Below are 24,099 nucleotides of genomic sequence, written 5' to 3'. Positions count from 1 at the left end.
CTGCCGCAGCGCTCTGCCAAAGGCGAGCGTGCAGAGGAGAGGGAGGACGACCATGGCAGGACGCCGCATCGCGTGTCAGACATTCACCTGGGAAATGCTCGGCGATGGCTGGGCCGGCGGGCCGGACGATCTGGTGGAGGCCATCGCGACGGCCGGATATGCCGGCATCGAGATCACCGACACCATGATCGGCCGCTACGCCGATCAGCCCGAGGCTTTCGCCCGCCGCCTCGCCGAGGCCGGCCTGACCCTTGCCGCCTTTGCCTATGGCTCTGAGGGCGGCTTTTCCGAAGCCGGCCAGGCCGAGGCCGATTACGTCGCCTGCAGACGATGGTCCGAGTTTGCAGCGCACTTTCCCGGGGCCGTGCTGTCGATGGGGTCTGCGACCGCCATGTCCGAGGGCGCGCGCGCCGACAAGATCGCCCTTGCCGCCGACATCTACAATCGCTCCGCCGAAATCGCGCGCGCGGCCGGCGTTCCGCTGGCCCTGCATCCCTCTTCGCACAAGAACACGCTGCTGTTCGACAAGGCCGATTACGATCTGATCTTCAGCCTTCTCGACAAGGAGATCGGCTGGGTTCCCGACACCGGCCACATTCTCAGGGCAGGACAGAAGATCGACGTGACCCTCCGCGATTTCGGCGATCGCATACGCTACGTCCATCTCAAGGATGTCGATGCCAGCGGCGACTGGGCGATGCTGGGCGAGGGCATCTGCGACCTCGCCACCGTGCTCGCGACCGTCGAGCGGGCGCCGCGCTTCAACGGCTGGATCGTGGTCGAGGAAGAATCCGACGAGGCCGCGATAGACCCCGCTGCCGCCGTTCGGCGCAATTTCGATACGATCAGCGCTCTGACGCAAGCCTGAGCCGCATACGGCGACAATCTCAACAATCACAGGAGGAAACTGCAATGACCCTGGGTACCACGGTGCGTCTGGCGCGCCTGTTTTCGCACCCTTCAGGAAACCTTTTCGGCGGCGCCGTGGACCACTTCGTCGGGTATGGCGATGTCCGCAAGGGCGGCCTTGCCGACCTACCCGGCGCGCTTGATCGCGTCATGCAGGGCAAGCCCGACTATGTCAGCATTCAGCCGGGCGCGGCGCGGCTTTTGTGGGCGCGCTACGCCGGTCAGGCATCGCTGGTCATCCAGGCGGGATGCTTCACCCCGGACGACCGGATCAGCCAGTTGATCGCGACGCCGGAAGATGCCGTGCGGGCAGGCGCAGATGCGCTGGCCGTCGCCATTCCGGTGCGCGGCAGCACGGAAGGGCAGTACATCCGGTGGCTCACCGACTCCGTCAATGCAGCGGCACGCTTCGGCATGCCGATTGTCGCCCATATCTATCCGCGCGACTTCACCGACGGCGCAAAGATTGTCTTCACCCCGGAAGAGATCGCCTATGCGGCGCGCATTGGCATCGAAACAGGCGTCGACGTGATCAAGATCGGCTACACCGGCGATTTCGACGGCTACAAGGAAATCGTCCGCACCAGCCCGGTTCCGGTCGTGATTGCCGGCGGCCCCAAGACGCATACCCTGCTCGGCGCACTGGAGCAGACGGCGGAGGCCATTCAGGCCGGTGCCCGCGGCGCCGTTGTCGGGCGCAACCTCTGGGGGCACGGCGATCCCGTCACTGCGGCGCGCGCCTTCCGCGGCGTCATTCACGACGGGCTTGCCGCCGAGGACGCCCTAAAGAAGGCGCAGGGCTGACAATGTCCCGGCCCGCCAGGATCATCGGCTTCGGCGCGCTGTCGGTCGATGACATCTATTATGTCGATGCGCCGTTGCAGGCGGGCAAAGGCCGGGTGGTGCGGCGCGCCAGCGCCTTCGGCGGCAATGTAGCGACCGCTCTGGTCGCCGCAGCCCGCCTCGGCGCCGAGGCAAGCTTCATCGGCTGGCTCGATGAGAAACCCGATGATCCTGTCGTGGCGGCGCTGCAGGCCGAAGGCGTGTTCACGGATGACGCGCCGCGCGCGGCCGGTTGCCGACCGGTCCGTTCCACGATCACCGTCGGCTCGGACGGCGACCGGTTCATCGCCTTCGACGACGACGTCCGGCTCGGCGCCGCGCCGGACCTGCCGGATACAGTTTTGACATCCGCCGGCGCGCTGCTGATCGATGGCTATGCAACGCGCTCGCCGGAAGCCGTATTCCGGGCGGTGAGCCTCGGCCTGCCGGTGATCGCCGATATGGAATGGAGCGAGGGCGAGACGACCGACCTGCTGCTTGAGGCTTGCGATCATCTGGTGCTGCCCTTCGGTTTTGCGCGCCTTTATACAGGGCAGAAACGGCCGCGGGACGTGCTCCACGCCTTGTGGAGCGATCGGCGCAGCGCCGTCGTGCTGACCGATGGGCAAAACGGCGCCTATCTGCTGGACGCCGATCGCCGCCCCCGCCATCTGCCATCGCACGCCGTCAGTGTGGTCGACACCACCGGGGCAGGCGATTGTTTTCACGGCGCCTATGCCGTGGCGCTTGTCCGGGGGCATGACATCGGCGATTGCGTCAGGTTTGCCGCGGCAGCGGCCGCGTTGTCGGTCTCGGGCCGCGGCGGAAGGGAGGCGCTTCCGACAGGCCGGGCTGTCGACGCTCTGCTGGAAGCGAGTGGCGCTCCGGCATTTCAGCTCTTGTGAAAAATTCGAAACAGTCATTTTTTTACATTAAGTAATTTTATAATTTGTATTTTGTAATTTTTATCGTATAGTTTTTTTGAGGAGAAAGTGTCCAGCGCGGTCAACGCGCGGAACGAATCGCTTCGGCGCCGGGCTTTTCACCAGCGTCGCCGGCGTAGGGAGGATTTAGATGGCAGAGGTCGTTCTCGAGAACATCTGCAAGACCTACGGAAACAGCTTTCGCGCGATACAGGATCTCAATCTGACGATCGCGGATGGCGAATTTCTGATCCTGGTCGGCCCCTCTGGTTGCGGCAAGTCGACAGCTTTGAGAATGATCGCCGGGCTGGAGGAGACCACCAGCGGGCACCTCTATATCGGTGGGCGCGATGTGGTGGACATGGCCCCGAAAGACCGCGACATCGCCATGGTCTTCCAGTCCTACGCGCTTTACCCGCATATGACCGTCGCCGAGAACATCGGGTTTTCAATGCGGCTTGCCCGCAAAAGCAAGGCCGAGCGCAAGGCGCGGGTCGCCGAGATCGCCAATATTCTCCAGCTCACCGACCTGCTGGACAGCAAGCCTGCCAATCTCTCCGGCGGCCAGAGACAGCGCGTGGCGATGGGCCGCGCCATGGTGCGCGAGCCGGCAGCCTTCCTGATGGACGAGCCGCTGTCCAACCTCGATGCAAAACTGCGCGTGAAGATGCGGGGCGAAATCGCCGGCCTGCAACGTCAGCTCGGTGTCACGACCATCTATGTCACCCATGACCAGACCGAAGCGATGACGATGGGCGACCGCGTTGCCGTCATGAAGGGCGGCATCCTGCAGCAGGTCGATGTGCCGAAACGCCTTTATAACGAACCGGTCAACGCCTTTGTCGCCGGCTTCATCGGATCGCCTTCGATGAACCTGTTCGAAGCGGATCTGGACGCCGGTGCCCTGAAGACGCCGGGCTTTGAATTGCGCCTGCCCGAAAGTGTGCTTGCGCGCCTGCCGTCCCTGGAGCGCTACAACGGAAACAAGGTCGTTTTCGGCATCCGCCCGGAGGATCTTCACGACAGCAGGCTGGAAGCGGCGCGCGGCTATCAGACCATTCCGGCGGAGGTGGTCAATGTCGAGGAACTCGGTTCCGAGCACATGGTTCATCTGCGGCTGAATGCCATTGAGGTCGATTCAGGCGACCCGGACGCCGTTGCCGATCTTTCGGGGCTTGCCAATGCCGTGGCCCGGTTCGGTCCGACGAGCGAAGTCAGGGCCGGCGATCCGATCGCGGTGGCCGTCGACTGTACGAAACTGCATTTTTTCGATCCCGACAGCCATGTCGTCATTCGCTGATATTGCAGCCCGGCCCGCGACGGCCAGTTTCGGCCGCCCCTGTAAACGGCGCGGAGGAGGCACCGTCGGATCGAGATAAACGAGGTGCAATCAATCAACGGTCAAGGTCCGGACATTTGGGAGCGTGCGGGGCCAGCGGCCATAATTCACCAGGCCAGGAGGGCCTATTTCAGCAAGGGAGGAGAGACCATGAAATACTCTGGAAGAATGAACCTTTTGAAAGGCGCGGCCGCAATATGGCTGATTGGCGCCACGGGCGCGCTCGCGCAGACGGAAATCGAGTTCTCGCAATGGTGGGAGCCGGAGCTTCCCGCGGGATCGCTGCGCGCCATCATGGATGATTTCGAGGCCGAGAACCCGGACATCAAGGTGACGCTGATCAGCGGCCCCTACGCAACGACCCGCGATCAGATCGCGATCGGGGCGGCAAGCGGCACGATGAGCGATGTCGTCGGCCTCGACGGCGCCTGGGTGAACAGCCTTACCGCGCAAGGCGCGATTGCGGACATGGCGCCGCTCATGGACAGCACCGGCTTCGACAGAAGCGAAGCCGCCGACATCATCAAGATCGATGGCAAGTCCGTCATGATGCCCGTGGCATCCTTCGTCTATCCGATCTTCGTGAACCTTGACTTCGCCGAGGAGGCCGGCGTCACCGAACTGCCATCGACCAGGCCGGAATTCCTTGAAGCCGCCAAGAAGATGACGAACGCCGAAGAAAACAAATATGGCTGGGCGCTGCCGCTTTCGCTGCAATCGCCGTCGAGCGTTCTCAACGACATGATGTCATGGGTCTGGGCGTCCGGCGAAAGCATGCTGGACAATGGACAGCCCGCGCTCGACAAGCCGCCGGTGATCGACATGCTCGCCTATATCAATTCGCTGAACGAGGCCGGCGTCATCTCGCCCGGCATTGCCACCAAGACCGAACAGGAAAAGGTCGAGGAATTCGTCAACGGGCGCATCGGCATGATGGTCGACACGCTGGCCCATGTGAACCTGATCCGCGAGCGCAACCCTGATCTGAACTTCGACGTGACCCCGATCCCTGTGGTCGAGGGCTACGAAGGCAAGCGCGGCCTGCCTTACGCCTCCTGGGGCATCGGGATTTCAGAATCCACCGAACATCAGGAAGAGGCCTGGAAGCTGGTGGAATACATGATGCGGGAAGATGTGAATGCCCGTCTCGTATCGCTCGCCAACGCGTTTCCCGGCAATGTCAACGCAAAGCCCGATTTCGTGACCTCCGACGATGTCTATGCCAAGGCATTCGAGATTTTCCAGGAGGGGTATCTGGCAAACGAATTCACCGGGCTTCCCGTCGCCGTGGACCTGATGCGCCAGTTCGCAATCGAGAGCCAGAAAATGCTCGAGGGCCAGCAGACGCCGGAACAGACCGCCGAGGCGGCGCAGGCCGACTGGGTCAAGGAGTTCTGATCTCCAGGCTCTGATATAGACGTGCTTTCGGGGGCGCGAAAATCGCGCGCCCCCGATCAGACCGAGCGTATCGCAAAACCCGGAAATCTATGAGCGTGCCAATGATCAACCCGACCTCGATGGCGAGCTACAGGCTCAAACGGAAGGCAGCACCCTATCTATATCTGTCGCCCTCGCTCATCGTCGTGGCGCTGCTCATGCTGCTGCCGATGTGCATGGTGATTGCCTATTCCTTTCAGGAAAGCGCCGTGCTGCGTCCGGACGCCAGCTTTGCGGGTTTGAAGCATTATCGCGAGATCTTCAGCGACAACGTTTACTGGGCGGCGCTCTGGCACACGCTGTATTTCACCATCGTCAGCGTCATCATGCACATGATCCTCGGCCTTACATTCGCGCTGATGCTAAACAGCGACCGGGTCAGCCCGTGGCTGCGCAGCCTGCTGCGCGTGCTCTATATCCTGCCCTGGCTGTTCACCCAGGTCATTATCGCCGTGATCTGGCGGCTGCTGCTGGAGCCGAATGGCGTGGTCAACAGCGTGCTGATGAATCTCGGCATCATCGGCTCCAAGATCCAATGGTTCGCATCGACGGAAACTGCCCTGCAGGCCGTGACCTTCGCCAATATCTGGGCGGGTTATCCGCTGTTCATGGTCAGCCTTCTGGCCGGCCTTCAGGGCATTCCGAAAGATCTTTACGAAGCCGCCGACATCGATGGCGCTTCGGGGCCGCAGAAGCTGTTCTTCATCACCATTCCGCAGCTCATGCCGATCATTATCAGCATTTCGCTGCTGGACTTCATCTGGACGATGCAGGTTTTCCCGCTGATCTGGCTGACCACCGGCGGCGGCCCGATCTATGCGACCGAAGTGCTCAGCACATACACCTACAAGCTGGCCTTCGCCCAATATGACCTGTCCCAGGCCGCCGCCAGCGCCGTGACCATCCTGCTGCTCTCGATCGGCCTCACCCTGTTCTACATCCGTCATCAAAAAGCGAGGTAGATCCGATGCGCAGACGAAACAGCAGACGCGAACGACTGATCACACTCTCGCTTTATCTCGGACTTGCCGCCGGCCTGTTCTTCGCAGCCTTTCCGATTTACTGGATGCTGGGCAGCTCGTTCAAACCCAACAGCGAGATCTTCGCGCTGCCGCCGACGATCCTGCCGCGCGCCTTCACGCTGGAGGCCTATACCGCGATCTTCACCGATCCGGTCAAGCTGCGCTTCTTCTTCAACAGCTACCTCGTCGCCATGCTGGTCACGATCTTCACCGTGGTGTTCGCGCTTCTGGCCGCCTATGGCTTCAGCCGTTTCAATTTCCGCGGCAAGGGCGTTTTGAGCACGCTGTTCATCAGCACCCAGACCCTGCCCCCAATTACGCTTTTGATACCGTTCTTCGGGCTGGTGGTGTCCTACGGGTTGTTCAATACCTATGCGGCGCTTGTGCTGACCTATCTGGTCTTCACCCTGCCCTATGCCATTCTTCTGATGACCGGCTATCTCAATACGCTGCCGCGCGATCTGGACGAGGCCGTGGCCGTCGACGGCGGCTCGAGCTGGACGGCGCTGTGGCGCGTTATCGTTCCGATCTCGCTGCCGGGCATCGTCGCGACCGCGGTCTACACGTTTCTGCTGTGCTGGAACGAATTCCTGTTCGCGCTGACTTTGACCAAGTCGACCGACATGCGCACCGTGCCGATCGGCATTCAGCTTCTCATGGGCCAGCACGCCTTCGAGTGGAACCAGATGATGGCGATGAGCGTGCTGGGCTCCGTGCCGCTTCTGCTGATCTATCTGCTGGCACAGCGTTATTTCCTCGCCGGCATGTCAGCCGGCGCGGTGAAATAGCCACTGCCGCAACGAAACGGAACACCACAACCGGAGAAGGACAACTGACATGGCCACTTTCGGAAAAGGCCCCATTCTCGTAACCGGGGCCAGCGGCGGGATCGGCGCGGCCACCGTAAGGCAACTGGTTGCCGCCGACGCCACCGTTATCGCCAATGGCCGCAACACCGAGACGCTTGCCGCGCTTGCCGCGGAAACCGGTTGCGCCACCCTGCCATTCGACCTGACGAGCGAGGACAGCATCCGCGAGGCGCTCGACGGGCTTGATCTCTGGGGCGTGGTCAACTGCGGCGGATTTGGCGGTGAAATCGCGACGCCGATGGAAACCGATATCGACGTTTTCGACAAGGTCATTTCAGTCAATGCCCGCGGCGCGCTGCTGGTCACCAAATATGCTTCCCGGTCGATGATCCGGCTCGGCAATGGCGGCGCGATCGTCAATGTCTCGAGCCAGGCTTCGCTCGTGGCGCTGAAAGGCCATATCTCCTACGGCTCTTCGAAGGCGGCGCTCGACAACATCACCCGCGTCTCGGCGCTGGAGCTGGGCCCCCACAATATCCGCGTCAACAGCGTGAACCCGACCGTGGTCATGACCGAGATGTCCGCCTTCTATTGGGGACGCCCCGAAATCGGCGAGCCTTTCCTGGCGAACATGCCGCTCGGGCGCTGGGCAAGCGAAGACGAGATCGCCGCCCCGATCGTATTCCTGCTAAGCGACGGGGCTTCCATGATCACCGGCGTATCGCTGCCGATCGATGGCGGTTTCACGGCCTGCTAGGGTCAATTGAAGCTGACCGAAAAGCCAGCCGGAGAAGAAGCTGTCTTCAACCTCTGGCAACGCTCAAGGAAAGCTGGGCGGGGATGGTGAGATCGCGCACGATCGCGGCGACGCGCTCCGGTGTGTAATGATCCGTCTCGTGCAGCATGTTGACCGTCGCGACGAGCTCGCCGCCGAGAATCACCGGCAGGTTGACGACCGACTGGCAGCCGAGTGAATCGATCAACGCGTAATCCGGAAACACTTTGGCGATGTCCTCGATCGTGTTGGCGACGAAGGGGCGGCGTTCGATATGGACGATATCGAACCAGGCATCGTGATGGATCGGCTTGGTGCCGGTTGCCGGATAGGATTTGGGGTCGCTGGTATAGGCGCGGCGCGCAAGGCCCGCTTCCATGTCCACCGTCATCACCGTGAATAGTTTTACGCCGACGGTGGCCTCTGTCAGCGCCTGAAGCGCTTCGAAAGCGGCGTCGGCCGTGGTGGCGGCCGCGATGTCGGTGGCAAAGCGGGCGAGCGCCGTTTCGGTGGTCATGTCAGTGTCCTTCGGTATGTCCGCCGCTCGCCGCATAGAGCTCGCGGGCGTAGGGGTGGGTCAGAGTGCCGGTCTTGAGCTTGTCGACGCCGGCGATCTCGACGATTTGTCCGCGCCGCATCACCGCCAGCCGGTCGCAGAGAAACGAGACCACGGGCAGGTTGTGGGTGACGAGCAGGAAGGTGAGGTTCTGCTCGGCGCGGAGCCGCTTCAAGAGGTTGAGGATCTCGGCCTGCACCGAAACGTCGAGCGCCGAGGTCGGTTCGTCGAGAAGCAGGATTTTCGGCTCCAGCATCAGCGCCCGGGCAATCGCCACCCGCTGGCGCTGGCCGCCGGAAAGCTGGTGCGGAAAGCGGAACCGGAAGCGCCGGTCGAGGCCGACAGCCGCCAGCATCGCCTCCACCCGTTCGGACCGGTTGCCGATGCCATGAACGGCAAGCGGTTCGGAGAGCGTGGCATCGATGGTCTTGCGCGGATGGATCGAGCCGTAGGGGTCCTGAAACACCATCTGGCAGATGCGGGCGAAATCCTTGTCGAGTTTCTTGCCGCGCGGTTTGCCGAGAACGGAAATTTCGCCGGTCCAGTCCGGCGCGAGCCCGGCGATCGCGCGCAGGATGGTCGATTTGCCGGAGCCGCTCTCGCCGACGAGGGCAAAACTCTCGCCCTCGGCCACATCGAGCGAAGCGCCGAAGACGACCTTGGTGTCACCGTAGGAAATATCGACATTGTTCAGGGAAAGCGCGGTCATCACGTGTCTCCCCGTTCGAGAACCGGCAGGAAGTCGCGGTTCTCGTCCATGCGCGGCATCGCCGCCAGCAGGCCGCGCGTATAGGGATGGCGCGCCTGGGAAAGCTCGGACGCCACGCATTCCTCGACGATCTCGCCGGAGCGCATCACCAGAATACGGTCGCAATAACGCGAGACGAGATCGAGATCGTGGCTGATGAAGATCAGCCCCATGCCCTTGTCGCGCACCAGCCGGTCCATGATGTCGAGCACCTGGCCCTGCACCGAAACGTCGAGCGCCGAGGTCGGCTCGTCGGCGATCAGGAGGTCCGGTTCGGGGATCAGCATCATTGCGATCATCACCCGCTGGCCCATGCCGCCGGAAATCTCGTGCGGATAAAGCCCTATCACCCGTTCGGGATCGTCGATCCTGACCGATTCCAGCATAGCGATGCTGCGTTCGCGGATTGCGCGCCTGGAGAGCGAGAAATGCGCGGCCAGCGCCTCGCCGATCTGGGCGCCGATAGTCAGCACCGGATTAAGCGAGAATTTCGGGTCCTGCATCACCATCGAGATGCGCGCCCCGCGGATCTTGCGCATCTGCCGGGACGATTGAGCCAGAATGTCGATGCCGTCGAAATCGAGCCGGTCGGCGATGACGCGGCCGGGCGGAGCGATCAGTCTCAGGACCGAACGGCCGGTCATCGACTTGCCGGAGCCGGATTCGCCGACGATGCCCAGACGTTCGCGGCCGAGCGTGAAGGACAGCCCCTTCACCACCTCGACGCGGCCCTTGTGGGTCGGGAAGGAAACGCGGAGGTTTTCGATATCGAGCAGCGCCGTCATCGTCCCGCTCCCTGTTTCGGGTCCAATACGTCGCGCAAACCGTCGCCGAGGAAGCAGAAGCCGAGACTGACGACGAGGATCGCAAAGCCCGGCATGGTCGCCACCCACCACTGGTCGAGAATGAAGGCACGCCCGCGCGAGATCATCGCGCCCCATTCCGGCAATGGCGGCTGCGCGCCAAGCCCGATGAAGCCGAGGCCCGCCGCCGTCAGAATGATTCCGGCCATGTCGAGCGTGACGCGGATGATCATCGAGGAGGTGCAGAGCGGCAGGATGTGGCGGAAGATGATTCGCGCCGGGGATGCGCCCTGCATCCGGACGGCATCAATGAATTCGGAGTTGCGGAAGGTCATAGTTTCGGCGCGGGCGATGCGGGCATAGGCCGGCCAGGCGGTGATCGCGATGGCGATGATCGCGTTCTCGATGCCGGGGCCGAGGGCGGCGACGAAGGCAAGCGCAAGGATCAGCTTCGGCATCGACAGGAACACATCGGTGATGCCCATCATGATCCGGTCGGTCCAGCCGCCGAAATAGGCCGAGACCGCGCCGGCGAGAAGGCCGATTGGCGCGGAGATGATCGCAACCAGAGCGACGATCATCAGCGTGATCCGCGCGCCATAGATGACGCGGGAGAGAATGTCCCGGCCAAGCTCGTCCGTGCCCATCCAGTGCTCCATGCTCGGCGGCTGCAGCCGTTCGCCGAGCGACTGCCCGAAGGGCGAATAGGGCGCCAGCCACGGGGCGAAGATCGCCATGACGATCAAAAGCAGCACGATCACAAGCCCGATGGCGGCGAGCGGATTGCCAAGCAGCGCGAGACCGGCGCGATAGGATGCGCCAAGCCGCGCCTGCAGGAGCGATGTGGGAGAATCGGCCAGAAGCCAGTCGCGTGTGGTCATCGGCGGGCCCTCGGGTCGATGACGCAGTAGAGCATGTCTGAGAGTTTGTTGATCAGGATGAACACCGCGCCGACCACCAGCGTCGCGCCGAGTACGGCGTTCATGTCGGCGTTCAGGAGCGCGGTCGTCAGGTAGTTGCCGATGCCGGGCCAGGAAAACACCGTCTCGATCATCACCGAGCCCTCGAGCAGGCCGGCGAAGGAGAGGCCGATCACGGTGATCAGCGGCACCAGGATCGGCCGGAAGGCGTGACGCCAGATCACCAGCCATTCGGCGACGCCCTTGACCCGGGCGGTGGTGACGAAATCCTGCCCGAGCTGGTCGAGCATGAAGGAGCGGGTCATGCGAGCGATATAGGCGAGGCTGAAGAAGCCCAGCACCGAGGCCGGCAGGATGATGTGGGAGACGGCGTTGAAGAAGATATCGGTATCGCCGGCAATCAGGCTGTCCACGAGAATGAGGCCGGTGACCGGCGGCACCAGCCCGTCATAGAAGATATCGAGCCGGCCCGGCCCGCCGACGAGGCCGAAGCGGGCGTAAAACAGCGCAAGCCCGACAAGGCCGAGCCAGAAGGCGGGCACCGAATAGCCGAGCATGCCGATGACGCGGATGACCTGATCGAGCGGGCGGCCCCGGTGGGCGGCGGCATAGACGCCCATCGGCACGCCGAGCACGACGCCGATGATGATGCCGATCGTCGCCATTTCCAGCGTCGCCGGAAAGAAGCGGGCGAGATCGTCGGAGACGAGCCGACCGGTGGAGACCGAGCGCCCGAAATCGCCCGACAGCACATTGACGACATAATGGAAGAACTGCACCGGCAGCGGCTGGTCGAGCCCCATCTGCACGCGGGCGGCCTCATAGACTTCGGGCGTCGCGCGATCGCCGACGACCGCAAGCACCGGATCGATCGGGATCACCCGGCCGATGAAGAAGGTGATGGCGAGGAGGCCAAGAAAGGTGAACGCGATGGTGACCAGCACAGAGGCGATGGCGCCCAGCACGCGCCCGCCGCGCTTGACGCGTGACGGTCCGGCCACGGGCATGGTTTCGTCTGTCGGGCCGGCTGGCTCAAAACTCAATTCGGGTCTTTCCCTTGTCTGGCGGGAGGCTCTGCCGCCGCGAAGCGCGACGTGATGAATATTTTCGCTTGGATAATACAAGTATTTTTGCTTAGATCAAAAAAATTTTGATCGGGATGAAATATGCGCGAAACGCTCGCCGCCATGCGGGACACGACACAACCCCGGGTCGGATCGATTATCCGGGCCCGCCGGCAGCAAATGCAGATGACGCTGACGGCACTCAGCCAGGCATCGGGCGTTTCCGTCGGCTATCTGAGCCAGGTCGAGCGCGATCAGGCCGTGCCCTCGCTCGGCACGCTGGCGCAGATTGCCCGGGCGCTGGCGGTCGGTATCGATTATTTCATCGCCGCGCCGACGCCGCGCGACGCGCTGACGCGAGAGGGCGCGCGCACCAAATTCTCGGTCGACGGCTCCTCGGTGATCTATGAGCGCCTCGGGTCCGATTTTCCCGGCAATACGCTCTCCTCCTTCGTGATGACGGTGCCGCCCGGTTACCGCTCGGAACTTGTCAGCCATGAGGGCGAGGAAATCATCTACGTGCTGGAGGGGTCGATCACCCAGCGCGTCGATAATGAGGAAATGATCATGTCCGCGGGCGACAGCCTGCATTTTCGCGGCAGCCAGCCGCATGCATGGTCGAACCATACGGACAGGCCGGCAAAGCTTCTCTGGGCGGGAACGCTGGCGCTCTTCCGATCCAATGCCGCCCCGAAACCAGCCGCACAGACGGCGAAACCGAACCAGAAAGAGGAGAACTGACCATGAAACTCTTCAAAGCCGCATTGCTCGCGGCAGCGCTGACCATGCCGATGGGCGCGGGCGCCGCCTTCGCCGACACGCCCGCAAACATGCTGGTCGTGGCGCAGAATATCGACGATATCGTCGCCATCGACCCGGCCCAGGCCTATGAATTCACCTCCGGCGAGCTCGTCACCAACACTTATGACCGGCTGGTGCAGTATGATGCCGAGGACCCGACCGTGCTTTCGGTCGGCCTTGCCAGCGACTGGACGGCCGATGACGAGGCCAAGACCATCACCTTCACGATGCGCGACGACGCCACCTTCTCCTCCGGCAATCCTGTCCGTGCCGAGGATGTGGCGTTTTCACTCGGCCGCGTCATCAAGCTGAACCTGACGCCCGCCTTCATCCTCGCCCAGCTCGGCTGGACGCCGGAGAATGTCGACGACATGGTGACCGTCGACGGCAACACCGTCACGATCAAGTATGACGGCGACTTCTCTTCCGCCTTCGTGCTCAACGTGCTCGCCTCCCGTCCGGCCTCGATTGTCGACGAGAAGGAAGTGATGGCGCACGAGACCGATGGCGACATGGGCAATGCCTGGCTGAACTCCAATACCGCCGGCTCCGGCCCCTTCAGCCTTGCCGATTACCGTCCGGCCGAGCTGATCCGGCTGACCGCCAACCCGGATTACTTCAAGGGCGCGCCGGCGATGGAATCGGTGATCATCCGCCATGTGGCGGAATCGGCGACGCAGCAATTGCTGCTGACCTCCGGCGATGTCGACCTCGCCCGCAACCTGACGCCGGACCAGATCGCTTCCATCGAAGGCGACGGCATCAAGGTCGAGACCTTCCCGCAGGCCGCCGTTCACTTCCTGTCGTTCAACCAGAAGACCGAGGCGTTGCAGCCTGAAGCCGTCTGGGAGGCCGCGCGCTACCTCGTCAACTACGAGGGCATGACCGACAGCTTCCTGAAGGGCCAGATGGAAATCCATCAGGCGTTCTGGCCGAAGGGCTTTCCGGGCTCCTATGACGAAACGCCCTTCACCTACGATCCGGAAAAGGCCAAACAGATCCTCGCCGATGCCGGCGTCGAAACGCCGATCGACGTGACGCTCGACGTCATCAATGCGGCGCCGTTTACCGACATGGCGCAGTCGCTGCAGGCAAGCTTCGCCGAGGCCGGGATCAATTTCGACATCATCCCGGGCACCGGCGCGCAGGTGATCACCAAGTACCGCGACCGCACCCATGAGGCGATGCTGCTCTATTGGGGCCCGGATTTCATGGACCCGCATTCCAACGCCAAGGCCTTCGCCTACAATTCCGACAATTCGGACGACAATTATCAGGCCACCACCACCTGGCGGAATGCCTGGGCCGTGCCGGACGAGATGAACAAGGAAACCATGGCCGCCCTTTCGGAATCCGATCCGGAAAAGCGCCTCGACATGTATGTCGACCTCCAGAAGAAGGTGCAGGAAACCTCGCCGATCATCATCATGTTCCAGGCTGCCTACGAGGTCGCCATGCAGGATGATGTCGATGGTTACGTCAACGGCGCGACCTCGGACTTCGTCTATTACCGGCTGGTGACGAAGTAGGCTCGCCGACGGGAGGCGAGCCCCCAAGACCGCGAGAAACAGCGCAAAACCCCCGGCAATCGCCGGGGGTTTGTTCGCAGTAGAAAGCCGGAGATATTTCCCCGGCTTCCTTTTCGACTATGACACTGACCTACCACTTCACGCGGAAGCCGAGATTGCCGCCGTAGGAGTAGGAGCCGCCGCTGAGGCCGGTGGCGGCGGTGACTTCGCCGTAGACGCCGTAGTTGACGTTGTTGGCGTCGGTCCAGTCATAGGTCCCGCCGAAACCGATCTCGCCGGTCCAGGGATCGAGTTCGGACGATGCCGTGAAGGACTGCTCGATCACCGCTTTCGTCTCGCCCATGAACTCATGGTAGATATTGGCGATGCCGTAGACATTGCCGCGGCGGGCGAGGCCATTGGCATCCGTCGATATGAATTCCTTCTCCACCGCCAGTCCGAGGCGCGCCTTCAGGCTGTCGCCATTGTCGAAGGTCGCATCGTCGTTATAGGCGCCGGTGAAGCTGTCGATGTCGACCGACGACCAGGCGAGCTGGCCCTGCGGCGTCAGGATCAGATCCTTGCTGTCCAGCAGGAACTGCTGGCCGGCTTCCACCGACACCGCGTAGCCGAAGGCGTCGGAGTTTTCGACGCCCTTGTAAAGGTCGTCCGCCTTCAGTTCGCTTGAATACCAGGTCGCCTGGGCCTGACCGTCGGTGTAGAAACCGTTGTCCCCATACCATGTCAGCGTGCCGCCGAAGCCGTAGCCGTCCGGATGAACCTTGCTGTCGCCATAGACGGAGTCGAACTTGGCCTCGCCCGTGCGGTAATGCACCGTCAGCCCGCCGACCAGAGCGCCCGGCCCGTCATCATAGAACAGCCCGTCCACGCCGGCCTGCATCTCGAAGGTGGAAAGATCGTACTTGTAGCCGGTCGTGGAGCTCGTGGGATCGAGGTGCGAGAAATCGCCGCTGATGCGTCCCCAGACGTTTTCAAGAGCCGGCGCGGACTGCTGGAGCGGGATCGCGAAGGTGGTCTCGCTTTCGTTCTGATCCAGCTTGGGCGCGCCGTCGCTGTCAACGGAGACGCTCGCCTGCGAATAGTAGCCGGGGTCCTTCGGCGTCAATACAGGCGCGGGCGGCGGAACAATCACTTCCCTGCCGAGCCAGGCCCGCTTGCCGACGCGCTGGCGCAGGGTCGGCAGCGTGTTCATGTCCAAAAGCGCCGACTGATAGCCTTCGTAAAGCGGTACGAACGGCTGGAGGCGGGGCTGCGGTGGGCTGGGAGGCGTCGGCCCCGGAGCGCCGGTCGCCGAAAGGTAGACGCCGGGCGGATAGCCGTTACCGGGGTCGCCCTCAAGGCTGTATTCCAGCCCGTAGGCATAGATGCCCGATGCCGTCATCTGCTTCTTGTCGAGCGTGAACTCGTTCTTGTCGATACCGGTCCCCGTGGTGGTGTCGACGATCAGGATCGCGCCGGGATTGCCGGTCGTGCCGATATCGGCGATCTCGAGCTGGGTGACGCCGCCGAGATCCTTCCCGACGGTCAGCACGTCGGCCTTCAGATCGCCGAAGTCGACGTCCAGGCCAAGCCTGCCGCCATCGCTGGTGTAATCGCCCTCGACGATGAAATTGCCGCCATAGGCGCCATCCTGCATGGTCAAAAGGCCCTTGTTGGACAGGTTGCCGTTGAGGGTGAAGCTCTGCCCGGTGCGGGTGCCGCCCGTCACACTCGAACCGGCGAGCATGTAGAGGTCACCCATGCCATTGGCGTTGCCGCCGTCATAGCCGTCGAGCGTCATGCCGTCATCGATGAACTTGATCGCGACATTCTCGTTGACGGTGAACTTTTCCCAATTGTTGATGTTGCGACCGGCAACGCTGTCGTTGTTGGCGGCGAAGGTGATCTGGTCGATGTCGGAACTGATCCGGTTTTCCGGTGCGCCGCCATCCTCGCCGCCATCCAGAATGGCCGCCGCGAAATTGGCCGAACCCGGCACGTAGATCGTGGCCGTATCATTGCCGCCCTGACCGTAGAACCCGCTGTTGAGCGTGCCGCCGGACCAGATGAAGTTATCGACGCCCTGGTTGGCGGCCGGCGTTTCCGACGGATCGAAATCGCCGTAGATATTGCCGGTGAAAGAACCGCCCGCCAGCGTGAAGGTGGAGTTGCCGCCGCCCATATTTGCCGAGCCGGTTACCGTGCCCCAGGTCGTGAGGTTCATGTTGGTGCCGGCCTGATCGTCGGCATTGTAGAAGGCATGCTGGCCGGCGGCAGCGGAGGCGTCGATGACGAGACCGCCGCCGAAGGTGATCGTGGCCTGGGTCGCCGCCTGACCGGCGCTCCAGCGCTCGGCAAAGCCGACCGCCGCCTTGGCGTTGCCTGTGGCAGTGATCGTCATGGCGTCGAGCGAAAGCGTGGCGGTGTTACCCTGACTATAGGCGCTCACACCAAAGGCGTCCGAACCGGAAACATTGATTGAGGACGCATAACCGTTGCTGGTCGTCGTAACATCTGCCGTGCCGGAACCAAGCGCTTCGGCATAAAGGCCGTAGGCGCCGTTGCCCGTCGTGGTAATATGGCCGCTCTGGTAGCCAATGCTGACCTTGCCGGCAGCACCCGTGTCCTGGTTGGTCACATAAATCGCGTGGGAGCCGCTGCCGCTCGTATTTATCTTGATGACGTCCCCGGTAAACTGCGCGGTGCCGTCATTCGACGACTCCAGATACACTGCATGGGAGCCATCGCCCGCTGTGGAGATGCTTGAGCCATTGGCCTCCTCTCCCGAAAACGTGCCGACCACATTACCCCTGCCATGGTTGTTCATGTATATGCCGTGGGATCCCGCACCTTGCGTTGAAATATCGGCGTTACTGACGGTCGCGGTGATATCTGGCGCGGCTGTGCCCGTGCCAAGAAATTCGGCGCCGACACCATAGGACGCCGCGCCCGTTGTTTCGATCTTGCCCTTGATGAAGAGGTCGATCGCGCCTCCCCTTGACGTGGCGTAAGCCCCGTGCGCGCCGTCGCCCGAGGTGGAAAGCTTCTGCCCCCGATCCGGATAGTTCTGCAGGATCATGCTGACATTGCCTGCTCCCGCCCGGGCGTAAACGCCGTGAGCGCCATCACCGGCGGTGGTGATATCGCCCCAGAAGTAATTGGTCTCGACGTCCCCATCGCCGGTGGTCGCGGCAATGCCATAAGAGCCATCGCCCGACGTTTCGATCTTGCCGCCCTGCATCCCGGCATAAGCCGTCCCTGTATTGGCAGCCTCGGCGTAAATACCATAGGCGTTTGCGCCATAGGTCGTGATCGTCAGGGGAGCTGCCTGCCCCGAGGCAAAAGCATAGGCCTGGCCGGAGGGGCTCACGCTTGTTGCGTACAAGCCGTGAGACCCGCTTCCCTTTGTTGCATCCGACGAAGAACCCGTCGTGACCGACCCCGCGGTGGCATAAACCTTGGCGTCGGATAGGTCGTAGATAGTATTGATCTCGGCAACAAGAGCGGAGGAATCTTTGCCCGTTGTCGTGACTGTGCCGCCCGTCAGGTTGACCTGAACTTCGCCATATCGCCTGCCCAGGGCGTAGACCCCGTAGCTGTTGTCGCCTTCGGTCGAGACCGTGCCGCCCCCGATACTGGCATTCGCGGTTCCCGAGGTGACACTGTAGGCATAGACTGCGGGGGCAGTGGAGCCCTTGGTCGTGACCGTGCCGCCCAGAACGGAGACCCCTGCCGTGCCCGTCGATGAGTCGCTGCCTTGCACCCGCGAGTGCAGTGCCGGCGAGTAGTCGCCTTCGGACGTGACGCTGCCGAGGGTCATCGTGATCTGGGAGTTACCGCCATTGTCAGCTTCCCCGATCACCGTGGAAGAGGCATTGCGATAGTTTTTTGCGTCGTTCGCCGCGCCCTGCCCGGTGGAGACCACTGTCGTTCCCTTGAGGTTGATCGCGACATCATTCGGGCCGCCCGCGATCGCGATCACCGCGTTGGACTGGTCGGCATTCATCGTGACGGTGCCGCCCGACAATTCCACGAGATTCAGCGCGGAAGCAGGCGCGTTGAAAAACGTTGCACTCTGGATACCGCCCAGATTTGTCGCCCCCGGGCTTGCGTTGGCGGTGATCGTGCCTCCGGTCATCTTCACGACCGACGAACCGGTGCCGATGTTGTTGACCGTAATGCCGCCCGCCTGATTGCCTGAAACCTCGATGCTGCCGCCCGAAAAATCGACCTCCATATCGGAACTCGCTGTCGAGTCGCCAGTCAACATCAAGCCCGCAGTGTACTGGCCGTTGTTTTGGGCCGCACCGCTCTTCATGACGACGGTAAGTTTGCCAGACGCCCCTGCGCCCGCTTCGATCCGGACAGCCCCTGGAAAATGGTCGACAACAGGATCGCTGCCGGTGGGCGAGGCGACGACGCCCGGCCCAGTATCGAGATTCACGGTGACATCTCCGGTTGAAGACGGCGCTGTTGTAATGGTAACGCCATCGGTGACGCTGACGCCGCTAGGCAGGCTGAGCGAAAGCGCATTCACGCCGGAATAAGTAATCCCCGACGGGTAGGAACCCGAACAGGTGGCAGTCGGCGGCGCTCCGCAGTCAGCGGCATAGACCGCGCTTGCCGGAAACCCGATCGCGGCTGCCGCGACGATTGCCCCGGCAGAAACGGACGCCAGCATCGATGAAGACGAGGCGTAGGCTCGTATTTCACTGTTCCCATGAAATAACATTTCAGCTCTCCTGAACTTACGAACAAATCGATGAATAAAAAATCTGCTTTAATGGTTAATATTGATTTAAAACCGTTTAAAACTGCCGGTCATCTTCCGTTATATATTTAATCTACAATTATATTATTATAAAAGCATATATAATATTACAATAATAACAAATATATCTCATGATTTTGCGGCGCATTATCCGTAGGAAGCAAAAGGCGCCCCGCATGCAACCGCACTCGGAATCATCCGACAGGAGTAATCTTTTCTGATTTTGCTCGAATACATCGTGCCACGGGACGTGGCGTGGCCTGATCCAGCTTGGCGAGCCGCAAAGATCGTGCCGCGGGCGCAATGACGGTGTTGGCCCGAAACGCGGGTCATCGCCTCGCAGAGAACTGCATTTTCAAAATTCACCGCTTCGGTTGACAGCCATACGTACTGCCGCCTGCCCGCGCGACATAAACCCTCCGCATCGCCTAATTAAACCATAGGTTGTATTTTTATATGGACAACCTATGATGGTTTCCGCTACCTTTTCATCTGGCGTCGCGCAAAAGCCCGTTGCCGAAGAAGTTCCAGATCAACGCACCATCTTGGAGAGCAACCATGTCTATGGAGACCGGGGACCTGATGTCCCTTAAACCCGAAGCCGAGCGGCCGCTGCCGCCGGAGATCAGCTTCGATCCCGCAACCGGGGTGTTTTCCGGCGCGACGTCGCCGGGCACGTCGATCAAGATCGAAAGCAGTGACGACAAGCAGTCGTTTACGGCCAAGCCCTGCGCCGACGGCAAATGGGAAGTGGCGCTTGGCAAGCCGCCACGCTGGTATACTGTGTTCACCCTCTGGGCCGAGCATTTGGGTTCGGGCGCAGCCTCCGAGAAGGTCCAGTTCACCTTTGGCGGCAGCACTGCGAAACTGAAGGATATCTATGTCAGCGAGACATTTGCCTGCGGCATTTCCGACGCGCCTGCAGACGTCAGAGTCTATGGCGCGAACGGTAATCTCCTCGGTTGCGCCTACGCCTTCGGAAAAAAAGGCTGCTGGAACGTCAAGTTCCTCGAAAAACTCGCTGCCGGAGATCGGGTCTGCATCGTCGCCAAGCTGCCGAACGGCAATAATTCCATGCCGCTGTTCGCCGAGGTGAACGCATTCTCGGTCGAAGAGCGCTGCCCCTCTCATTTTGCAGGCACCGGGGCGCTTCCGGGCGACAGAATCCAGATTTTTGACGCTGGACGCACGGCCTTGCTGGGCACGGCCAAGGCGACGGCGACCGGCGCCTGGTCCGTTTCGTTCGACACGCCGCTCGCGGCAAACGAACGCGTCTACATCCGCCGTGTCCACAAGAACGGGACCACCGCCGAAGGTCTGACCATTTTCGGCTTCACATCCTCAGTCGTTTCCGCCGACATTGACGGCGTCAATAGCCAGATCGCATGGGGAACCGGCACGCCGTACTATTATGTCTGGGTTGAGCGGCACTCGAATTACGGTCCGGTCAAGACTTACGGCCCGGTTATGATCAGCAGCAATGGCAGCTGGTTCATGAACGCACCGGCTCTCGGGCATGGGGATCAGTTCAAGACCATAACCGCAAACCAGACTAGCAACCCCGAATATGCAACCTACTACAGTTGCGCCGAATACCTTGGCAGCCGGCCAAACCCGCCTCATATTTCCACGATCGATTCTTCCGGCGCTACAGGTTACGCGAATGCTGGCACATATGTCTTCATTTCCTCGACCGACCACGGTGCGATCACGACGGTTCTCGCGGATAAAAACGGCTATTGGTACTTGCCGAGCACGTGGTCGGATTATGGCGTGCATCCGGCCAACCAGGTTTTCACCTTCGCCATGGCCTTGGATCCCAACGGAACCAACGTAACATCTTCTTCCTCCGCCAATTTGGCGTCGGATCCGGATGACACCGTTCCGGCTAAACCGGTTATGACCCAATATGACGGTTACACCTTCGCCGGCACCGAGCAGACGATGCCCACGGATATCAAGGTCTTCGACGTTGATCAAGGCTCCTCCATTACCCAGCAACCGATGCCCGTCAACAATAACGCGTGGACATCGGCCAATTCGGTACTCGAAAACCTCCACAATGGCGAACAACCGCCAATTCCGTACGGCGATCGTGTCTATCCGCAGGCGCGCTACATCAAGACGACCGGCGAACCCGGCGCGACCCACGACGGCGATATTGTTTATGTGGGTACACAACCCAGCGCCCTCATAGTCCCCTTCCCGCCCCAAATCGACTCCCCCAACGGCACGGAGATAAGCGGAACATCGCAAATCAATGTCAATATCAAGCTGACGTCGAATTACCAGGGTCAGATCGTGGACTATCCGACAATTCCATTCACCACAGACGGAAACTGGTCTATCGACATTCCGGCGGCAATGCCATCAGGCACGGTTTTCACTGCTGTAGCCTATTATGAAGCGGACCAGCCATCGGATCCCTACATCAGATGGGTTAACCACACGACCAAGGTGACCCCCACTATCACTGCGCTCACGACGTCGAGTGTGACGGTTAATAACCTCGACCCAGGTCCACAGCAGATCCTGGGCTGGCGCTCCAGCGACGGGCTGAAGATCGTTGACAGCACACTCAATCCCCAAGCGCCGTCGCCGACCCAGAAGGACCCGCATCCTACTTACGACTCGAGCACGCCTTTCACTCTTGACTTCATCGGGGGCAACACGCTTTCCGCACACGACCAGCTCAATCTGGTCTCAGCCCTCCCGGATGACGGCACGATGTCGCCCTACAACTCCAAACCGGAGGGCTACCCACAGGTGCAGTAACGTCATCGAGGGCAGACAGCGCAAACGAGCCGCCTGCCCTCCTCGACAGCCGACGCAGCGCCGCCGGCTGTCGCTTCCACGAACACATCCGCGCGCCGGCCAGCATCAGGCTCGCGTGCGCCCAACATTTGCCGAGCGGAAGCCAACCTGAAGCGTCCGAACCGGACCACAACACTTACTGCGGAGAACACCATGTCTATGGAGACCGGGACTACCGTGCCCCACACCCCGAATACGCAGCGGCCGCTGCCGCCGGAAATAAATTTCCACATCCCCACCGGCACCTTCTCCGGCACGGCAGAACCGGGCCAGGTCATCAAACTCACGAACACCGTCGACGAACATACCCGGTTGGCGACAGCCGACAAGGACGGCCGATGGAAAATTGTGATGGGAAGGCAACCGCGGTGGTACACCATATTTAAAATCTGGGCCTGCGACCCCGCCACCGGAGCGACCTCGCACACCACGAGTTATACTTTCGGCGGCAACCCGGTGATGCTGAAAGACGTCTACGCCAGCCGTTCGCTCGTCTCCGGCCGTGCGCGGCCCGGCACCGAGATCACGGTGTTCGGACCGGCGGGCCAGACCCTCGGCCGCGCCTTCGTCTTCGGACGGGGCTCTGGATGGGCCGTCAAATTCCGCGAACCGCTCGACGCCGGGGAAAAGATCTGCGTCATTGCATCACGCACCGACGGCAGCACGTCCATGCCCCTTTTTGTCAAGGCCGAAACCTTCTCGGTCGATGACCGCAATGTGGGCCGGATCGCCGGCGCTGGCGCCAACGCCGGAGACAGAATCGAAATCATCGACGTCGCATCCGACCAGAAGATTACAGAGGCAACGATCACGGAGGCGGGCAATTGGTCGGCAGAATTCTCCGATCTGCTTGAGCCCGGCACACGGATCGGCATCGAGCGCTTTCACCAGGACGGATCTTCGTCCAAGGCGCCGATCGTGGCTGTAACGACGCATATCTGCCCCGCTCCCATCCTCGACCTGATTTCAGCTTCTGAAGTCGCGGGCACCGCGCGACCCGGTCTGCTCGTCCATTACGAGCAACGTCGAGATGACCAACTGGTTGTCTCCAAAATAATCCGCGTTCCCTCTTCCGGCACATGGGCCGTTCCGGAAACCGACCTAAGGGAGGGAGACAGCATTGTCGTGACGACGGCGGACGGGTCCGGGAAGACGACGTCGCAACTCTATGCCTCTGCCATTGTGGGACGTGCACGACCGGGCATACCGCTCGTGACATCGATGTCAGTGGATTGCGCCTCGGGATACGCGAATCCAGGCGATTATATCGTGGCTTCCACCATTGCGGATGGCGTGATCGGCTGGAGCAAGGTGGAAGACGACGCGTCGTGGGAAGTGCAATGGACGCCGCTGCCGGACTGGAGCGACGAAACGCTGCTGGTGCACTTCACCGTCCATACCGCTCTTGCCGGAACTGGTCACGACAAGCCATCTTCGCACGCGTGCATTCGCTACGCCAGTGAATCCCAGACTATCCCGCCAAAACCCGTGATTACGAGCTGGACTCCAGCCACCGCGATCTTTGCGGGCACAGAAGGCATGATTAAAACCAAAATCAAGATTTTCGATACCAATACCGGTTCAACCGTATCGCGAGATCCGAAGGAAATTACCAGCACTGACTGGACGGAATACGCCGACAATCCTCCTAGCCCCGGGGACCAGGTCTACGCGCAGGCTATCGGAACGACGGATAGTGGCGACCCCGGCGCCACATCACAAAGTTCGGGATTTTTCTATTGCTAATCCGATTTTCGCAAGCGCGTCGAAAGTGAACCCTTGAGTGCGCTTGATTCAAAAAACAATCTAAAGATGAATAATGCGGCCAGGTGACGATGCCCCATCTGGCCGCCTTCACATGATCCCAAGGATCAATCACGCACACAGCCGCTCGTATTAGGACGCTCGCCGCCTTCTAAACTTTTCACGCACCGCATACTTCTTGAAGCATTTCGCTGTCAGGCGATATCACCTGACGCCCGTTAAAATGCGTCAAAACAAGGTGATAGAGCGGTTCCGAACTTTCGTGGAACGCGATCCCACTCCAGAGATTTGCGCGACCGGCCACCTCTCGTGGA

18 protein-coding genes are annotated in these 24,099 nt (G+C 61.4%); 12 read left to right on the top strand and 6 right to left on the bottom strand.

Annotation, left to right across the window (positions count from 1 at the left end):
* The first annotated feature begins 52 nt into the window (after positions 1–52).
* The 8 genes from V6765_RS18795 to V6765_RS18760 all read left to right on the top strand — a co-directional run bounded on the left by V6765_RS18795 (position 53) and on the right by V6765_RS18760 (position 8,018).
* Complete coding sequence (locus tag V6765_RS18795; RefSeq protein WP_448431608.1) at positions 53–868, top strand: sugar phosphate isomerase/epimerase family protein; 816 nt, start codon at positions 53–55, stop codon at positions 866–868.
* 44 nt (positions 869–912) lie between these two features.
* Positions 913–1,713, top strand: coding sequence for an aldolase (locus V6765_RS18790; protein WP_448431606.1), 801 nt, complete (start codon positions 913–915; stop codon positions 1,711–1,713).
* A 2-nt stretch (positions 1,714–1,715) separates the two neighbouring features.
* A complete protein-coding gene (locus V6765_RS18785) occupies positions 1,716–2,636 on the top strand; it encodes a PfkB family carbohydrate kinase (protein ID WP_448431604.1) in 921 nt (306 codons plus the stop codon).
* A 169-nt stretch (positions 2,637–2,805) separates the two neighbouring features.
* Positions 2,806–3,954, top strand: a complete 1,149-nt coding sequence (locus V6765_RS18780) for an ABC transporter ATP-binding protein (RefSeq protein ID WP_448431602.1) — start codon at positions 2,806–2,808, stop codon at positions 3,952–3,954.
* Between the two features lie 189 nt (positions 3,955–4,143).
* Positions 4,144–5,391, top strand: coding sequence for an ABC transporter substrate-binding protein (locus V6765_RS18775; RefSeq protein ID WP_448431600.1), 1,248 nt, complete (start codon positions 4,144–4,146; stop codon positions 5,389–5,391).
* 101 nt (positions 5,392–5,492) lie between these two features.
* Positions 5,493–6,392, top strand: a complete 900-nt coding sequence (locus V6765_RS18770; RefSeq protein WP_448431598.1) for a carbohydrate ABC transporter permease — start codon at positions 5,493–5,495, stop codon at positions 6,390–6,392.
* A gap of 5 nt (positions 6,393–6,397) precedes the next feature.
* Positions 6,398–7,240, top strand: coding sequence for a carbohydrate ABC transporter permease (locus tag V6765_RS18765; RefSeq protein WP_448431596.1), 843 nt, complete (start codon positions 6,398–6,400; stop codon positions 7,238–7,240).
* 49 nt (positions 7,241–7,289) lie between these two features.
* A complete protein-coding gene (locus V6765_RS18760; protein WP_448431594.1) occupies positions 7,290–8,018 on the top strand; it encodes an SDR family oxidoreductase in 729 nt (242 codons plus the stop codon).
* Between the two features lie 46 nt (positions 8,019–8,064).
* On the opposite strand, the gene V6765_RS18755 is transcribed toward V6765_RS18760, so the two are convergent.
* From V6765_RS18755 to V6765_RS18735, 5 genes are read right to left on the bottom strand one after another with little or no spacing between them, the layout of a single operon-like run.
* On the bottom strand, positions 8,065–8,553 hold the full coding sequence (locus V6765_RS18755; RefSeq protein WP_448431592.1) for a GAF domain-containing protein: 489 nt from the start codon (positions 8,551–8,553) through the stop codon (positions 8,065–8,067).
* 1 nt (position 8,554) lies between these two features.
* Complete coding sequence (locus V6765_RS18750; protein WP_448431590.1) at positions 8,555–9,301, bottom strand: ABC transporter ATP-binding protein; 747 nt, start codon at positions 9,299–9,301, stop codon at positions 8,555–8,557.
* Positions 9,301–10,125: an ABC transporter ATP-binding protein gene (locus V6765_RS18745; RefSeq protein WP_448431588.1), complete on the bottom strand. Its 825-nt coding sequence runs from the start codon at positions 10,123–10,125 to the stop codon at positions 9,301–9,303. The genes V6765_RS18750 and V6765_RS18745 overlap by 1 nt, the downstream gene beginning before the upstream one ends.
* Complete coding sequence (locus V6765_RS18740; RefSeq protein ID WP_448431586.1) at positions 10,122–11,024, bottom strand: ABC transporter permease; 903 nt, start codon at positions 11,022–11,024, stop codon at positions 10,122–10,124. Before V6765_RS18740 ends, V6765_RS18745 begins: the two co-directional genes overlap by 4 nt.
* A complete protein-coding gene (locus V6765_RS18735) occupies positions 11,021–12,106 on the bottom strand; it encodes an ABC transporter permease (protein WP_448431584.1) in 1,086 nt (361 codons plus the stop codon). The genes V6765_RS18740 and V6765_RS18735 overlap by 4 nt, the downstream gene beginning before the upstream one ends.
* Before the next feature lie 123 nt (positions 12,107–12,229).
* Between V6765_RS18735 and V6765_RS18730 the strand changes: the two genes are divergently transcribed.
* Both V6765_RS18730 and V6765_RS18725 read left to right on the top strand, forming a co-directional pair.
* Entirely contained in the window at positions 12,230–12,868 is a 639-nt protein-coding gene (locus V6765_RS18730; protein ID WP_448431582.1) for a helix-turn-helix domain-containing protein, read from the top strand.
* Positions 12,869–12,870: 2 nt separating this feature from the next.
* A complete protein-coding gene (locus V6765_RS18725; RefSeq protein WP_448431580.1) occupies positions 12,871–14,457 on the top strand; it encodes an ABC transporter substrate-binding protein in 1,587 nt (528 codons plus the stop codon).
* 130 nt (positions 14,458–14,587) lie between these two features.
* On the opposite strand, the gene V6765_RS18720 is transcribed toward V6765_RS18725, so the two are convergent.
* Positions 14,588–19,168 carry an autotransporter outer membrane beta-barrel domain-containing protein gene (locus tag V6765_RS18720; RefSeq protein WP_448431578.1) on the bottom strand — a complete coding sequence of 1,527 codons (4,581 nt, stop codon included), beginning with the start codon at positions 19,166–19,168 and terminating at the stop codon, positions 14,588–14,590.
* Between the two features lie 597 nt (positions 19,169–19,765).
* Between V6765_RS18720 and V6765_RS18715 the strand changes: the two genes are divergently transcribed.
* Together V6765_RS18715 and V6765_RS18710 are read left to right on the top strand one after the other, a co-directional pair.
* On the top strand, positions 19,766–21,982 hold the full coding sequence (locus V6765_RS18715; RefSeq protein ID WP_448431576.1) for a hypothetical protein: 2,217 nt from the start codon (positions 19,766–19,768) through the stop codon (positions 21,980–21,982).
* Positions 21,983–22,174: 192 nt separating this feature from the next.
* Positions 22,175–23,767 carry an Ig-like domain-containing protein gene (locus V6765_RS18710; RefSeq protein ID WP_448431575.1) on the top strand — a complete coding sequence of 531 codons (1,593 nt, stop codon included), beginning with the start codon at positions 22,175–22,177 and terminating at the stop codon, positions 23,765–23,767.
* Positions 23,768–24,099: the final 332 nt, after the last annotated feature.

The sequence above is a fragment of the Martelella sp. FOR1707 genome, assembly GCF_053484265.1.
The sequence above is the reverse complement of the archived record's forward strand: the minus strand, read 5'-3'. Positions and strand labels throughout refer to the sequence as shown.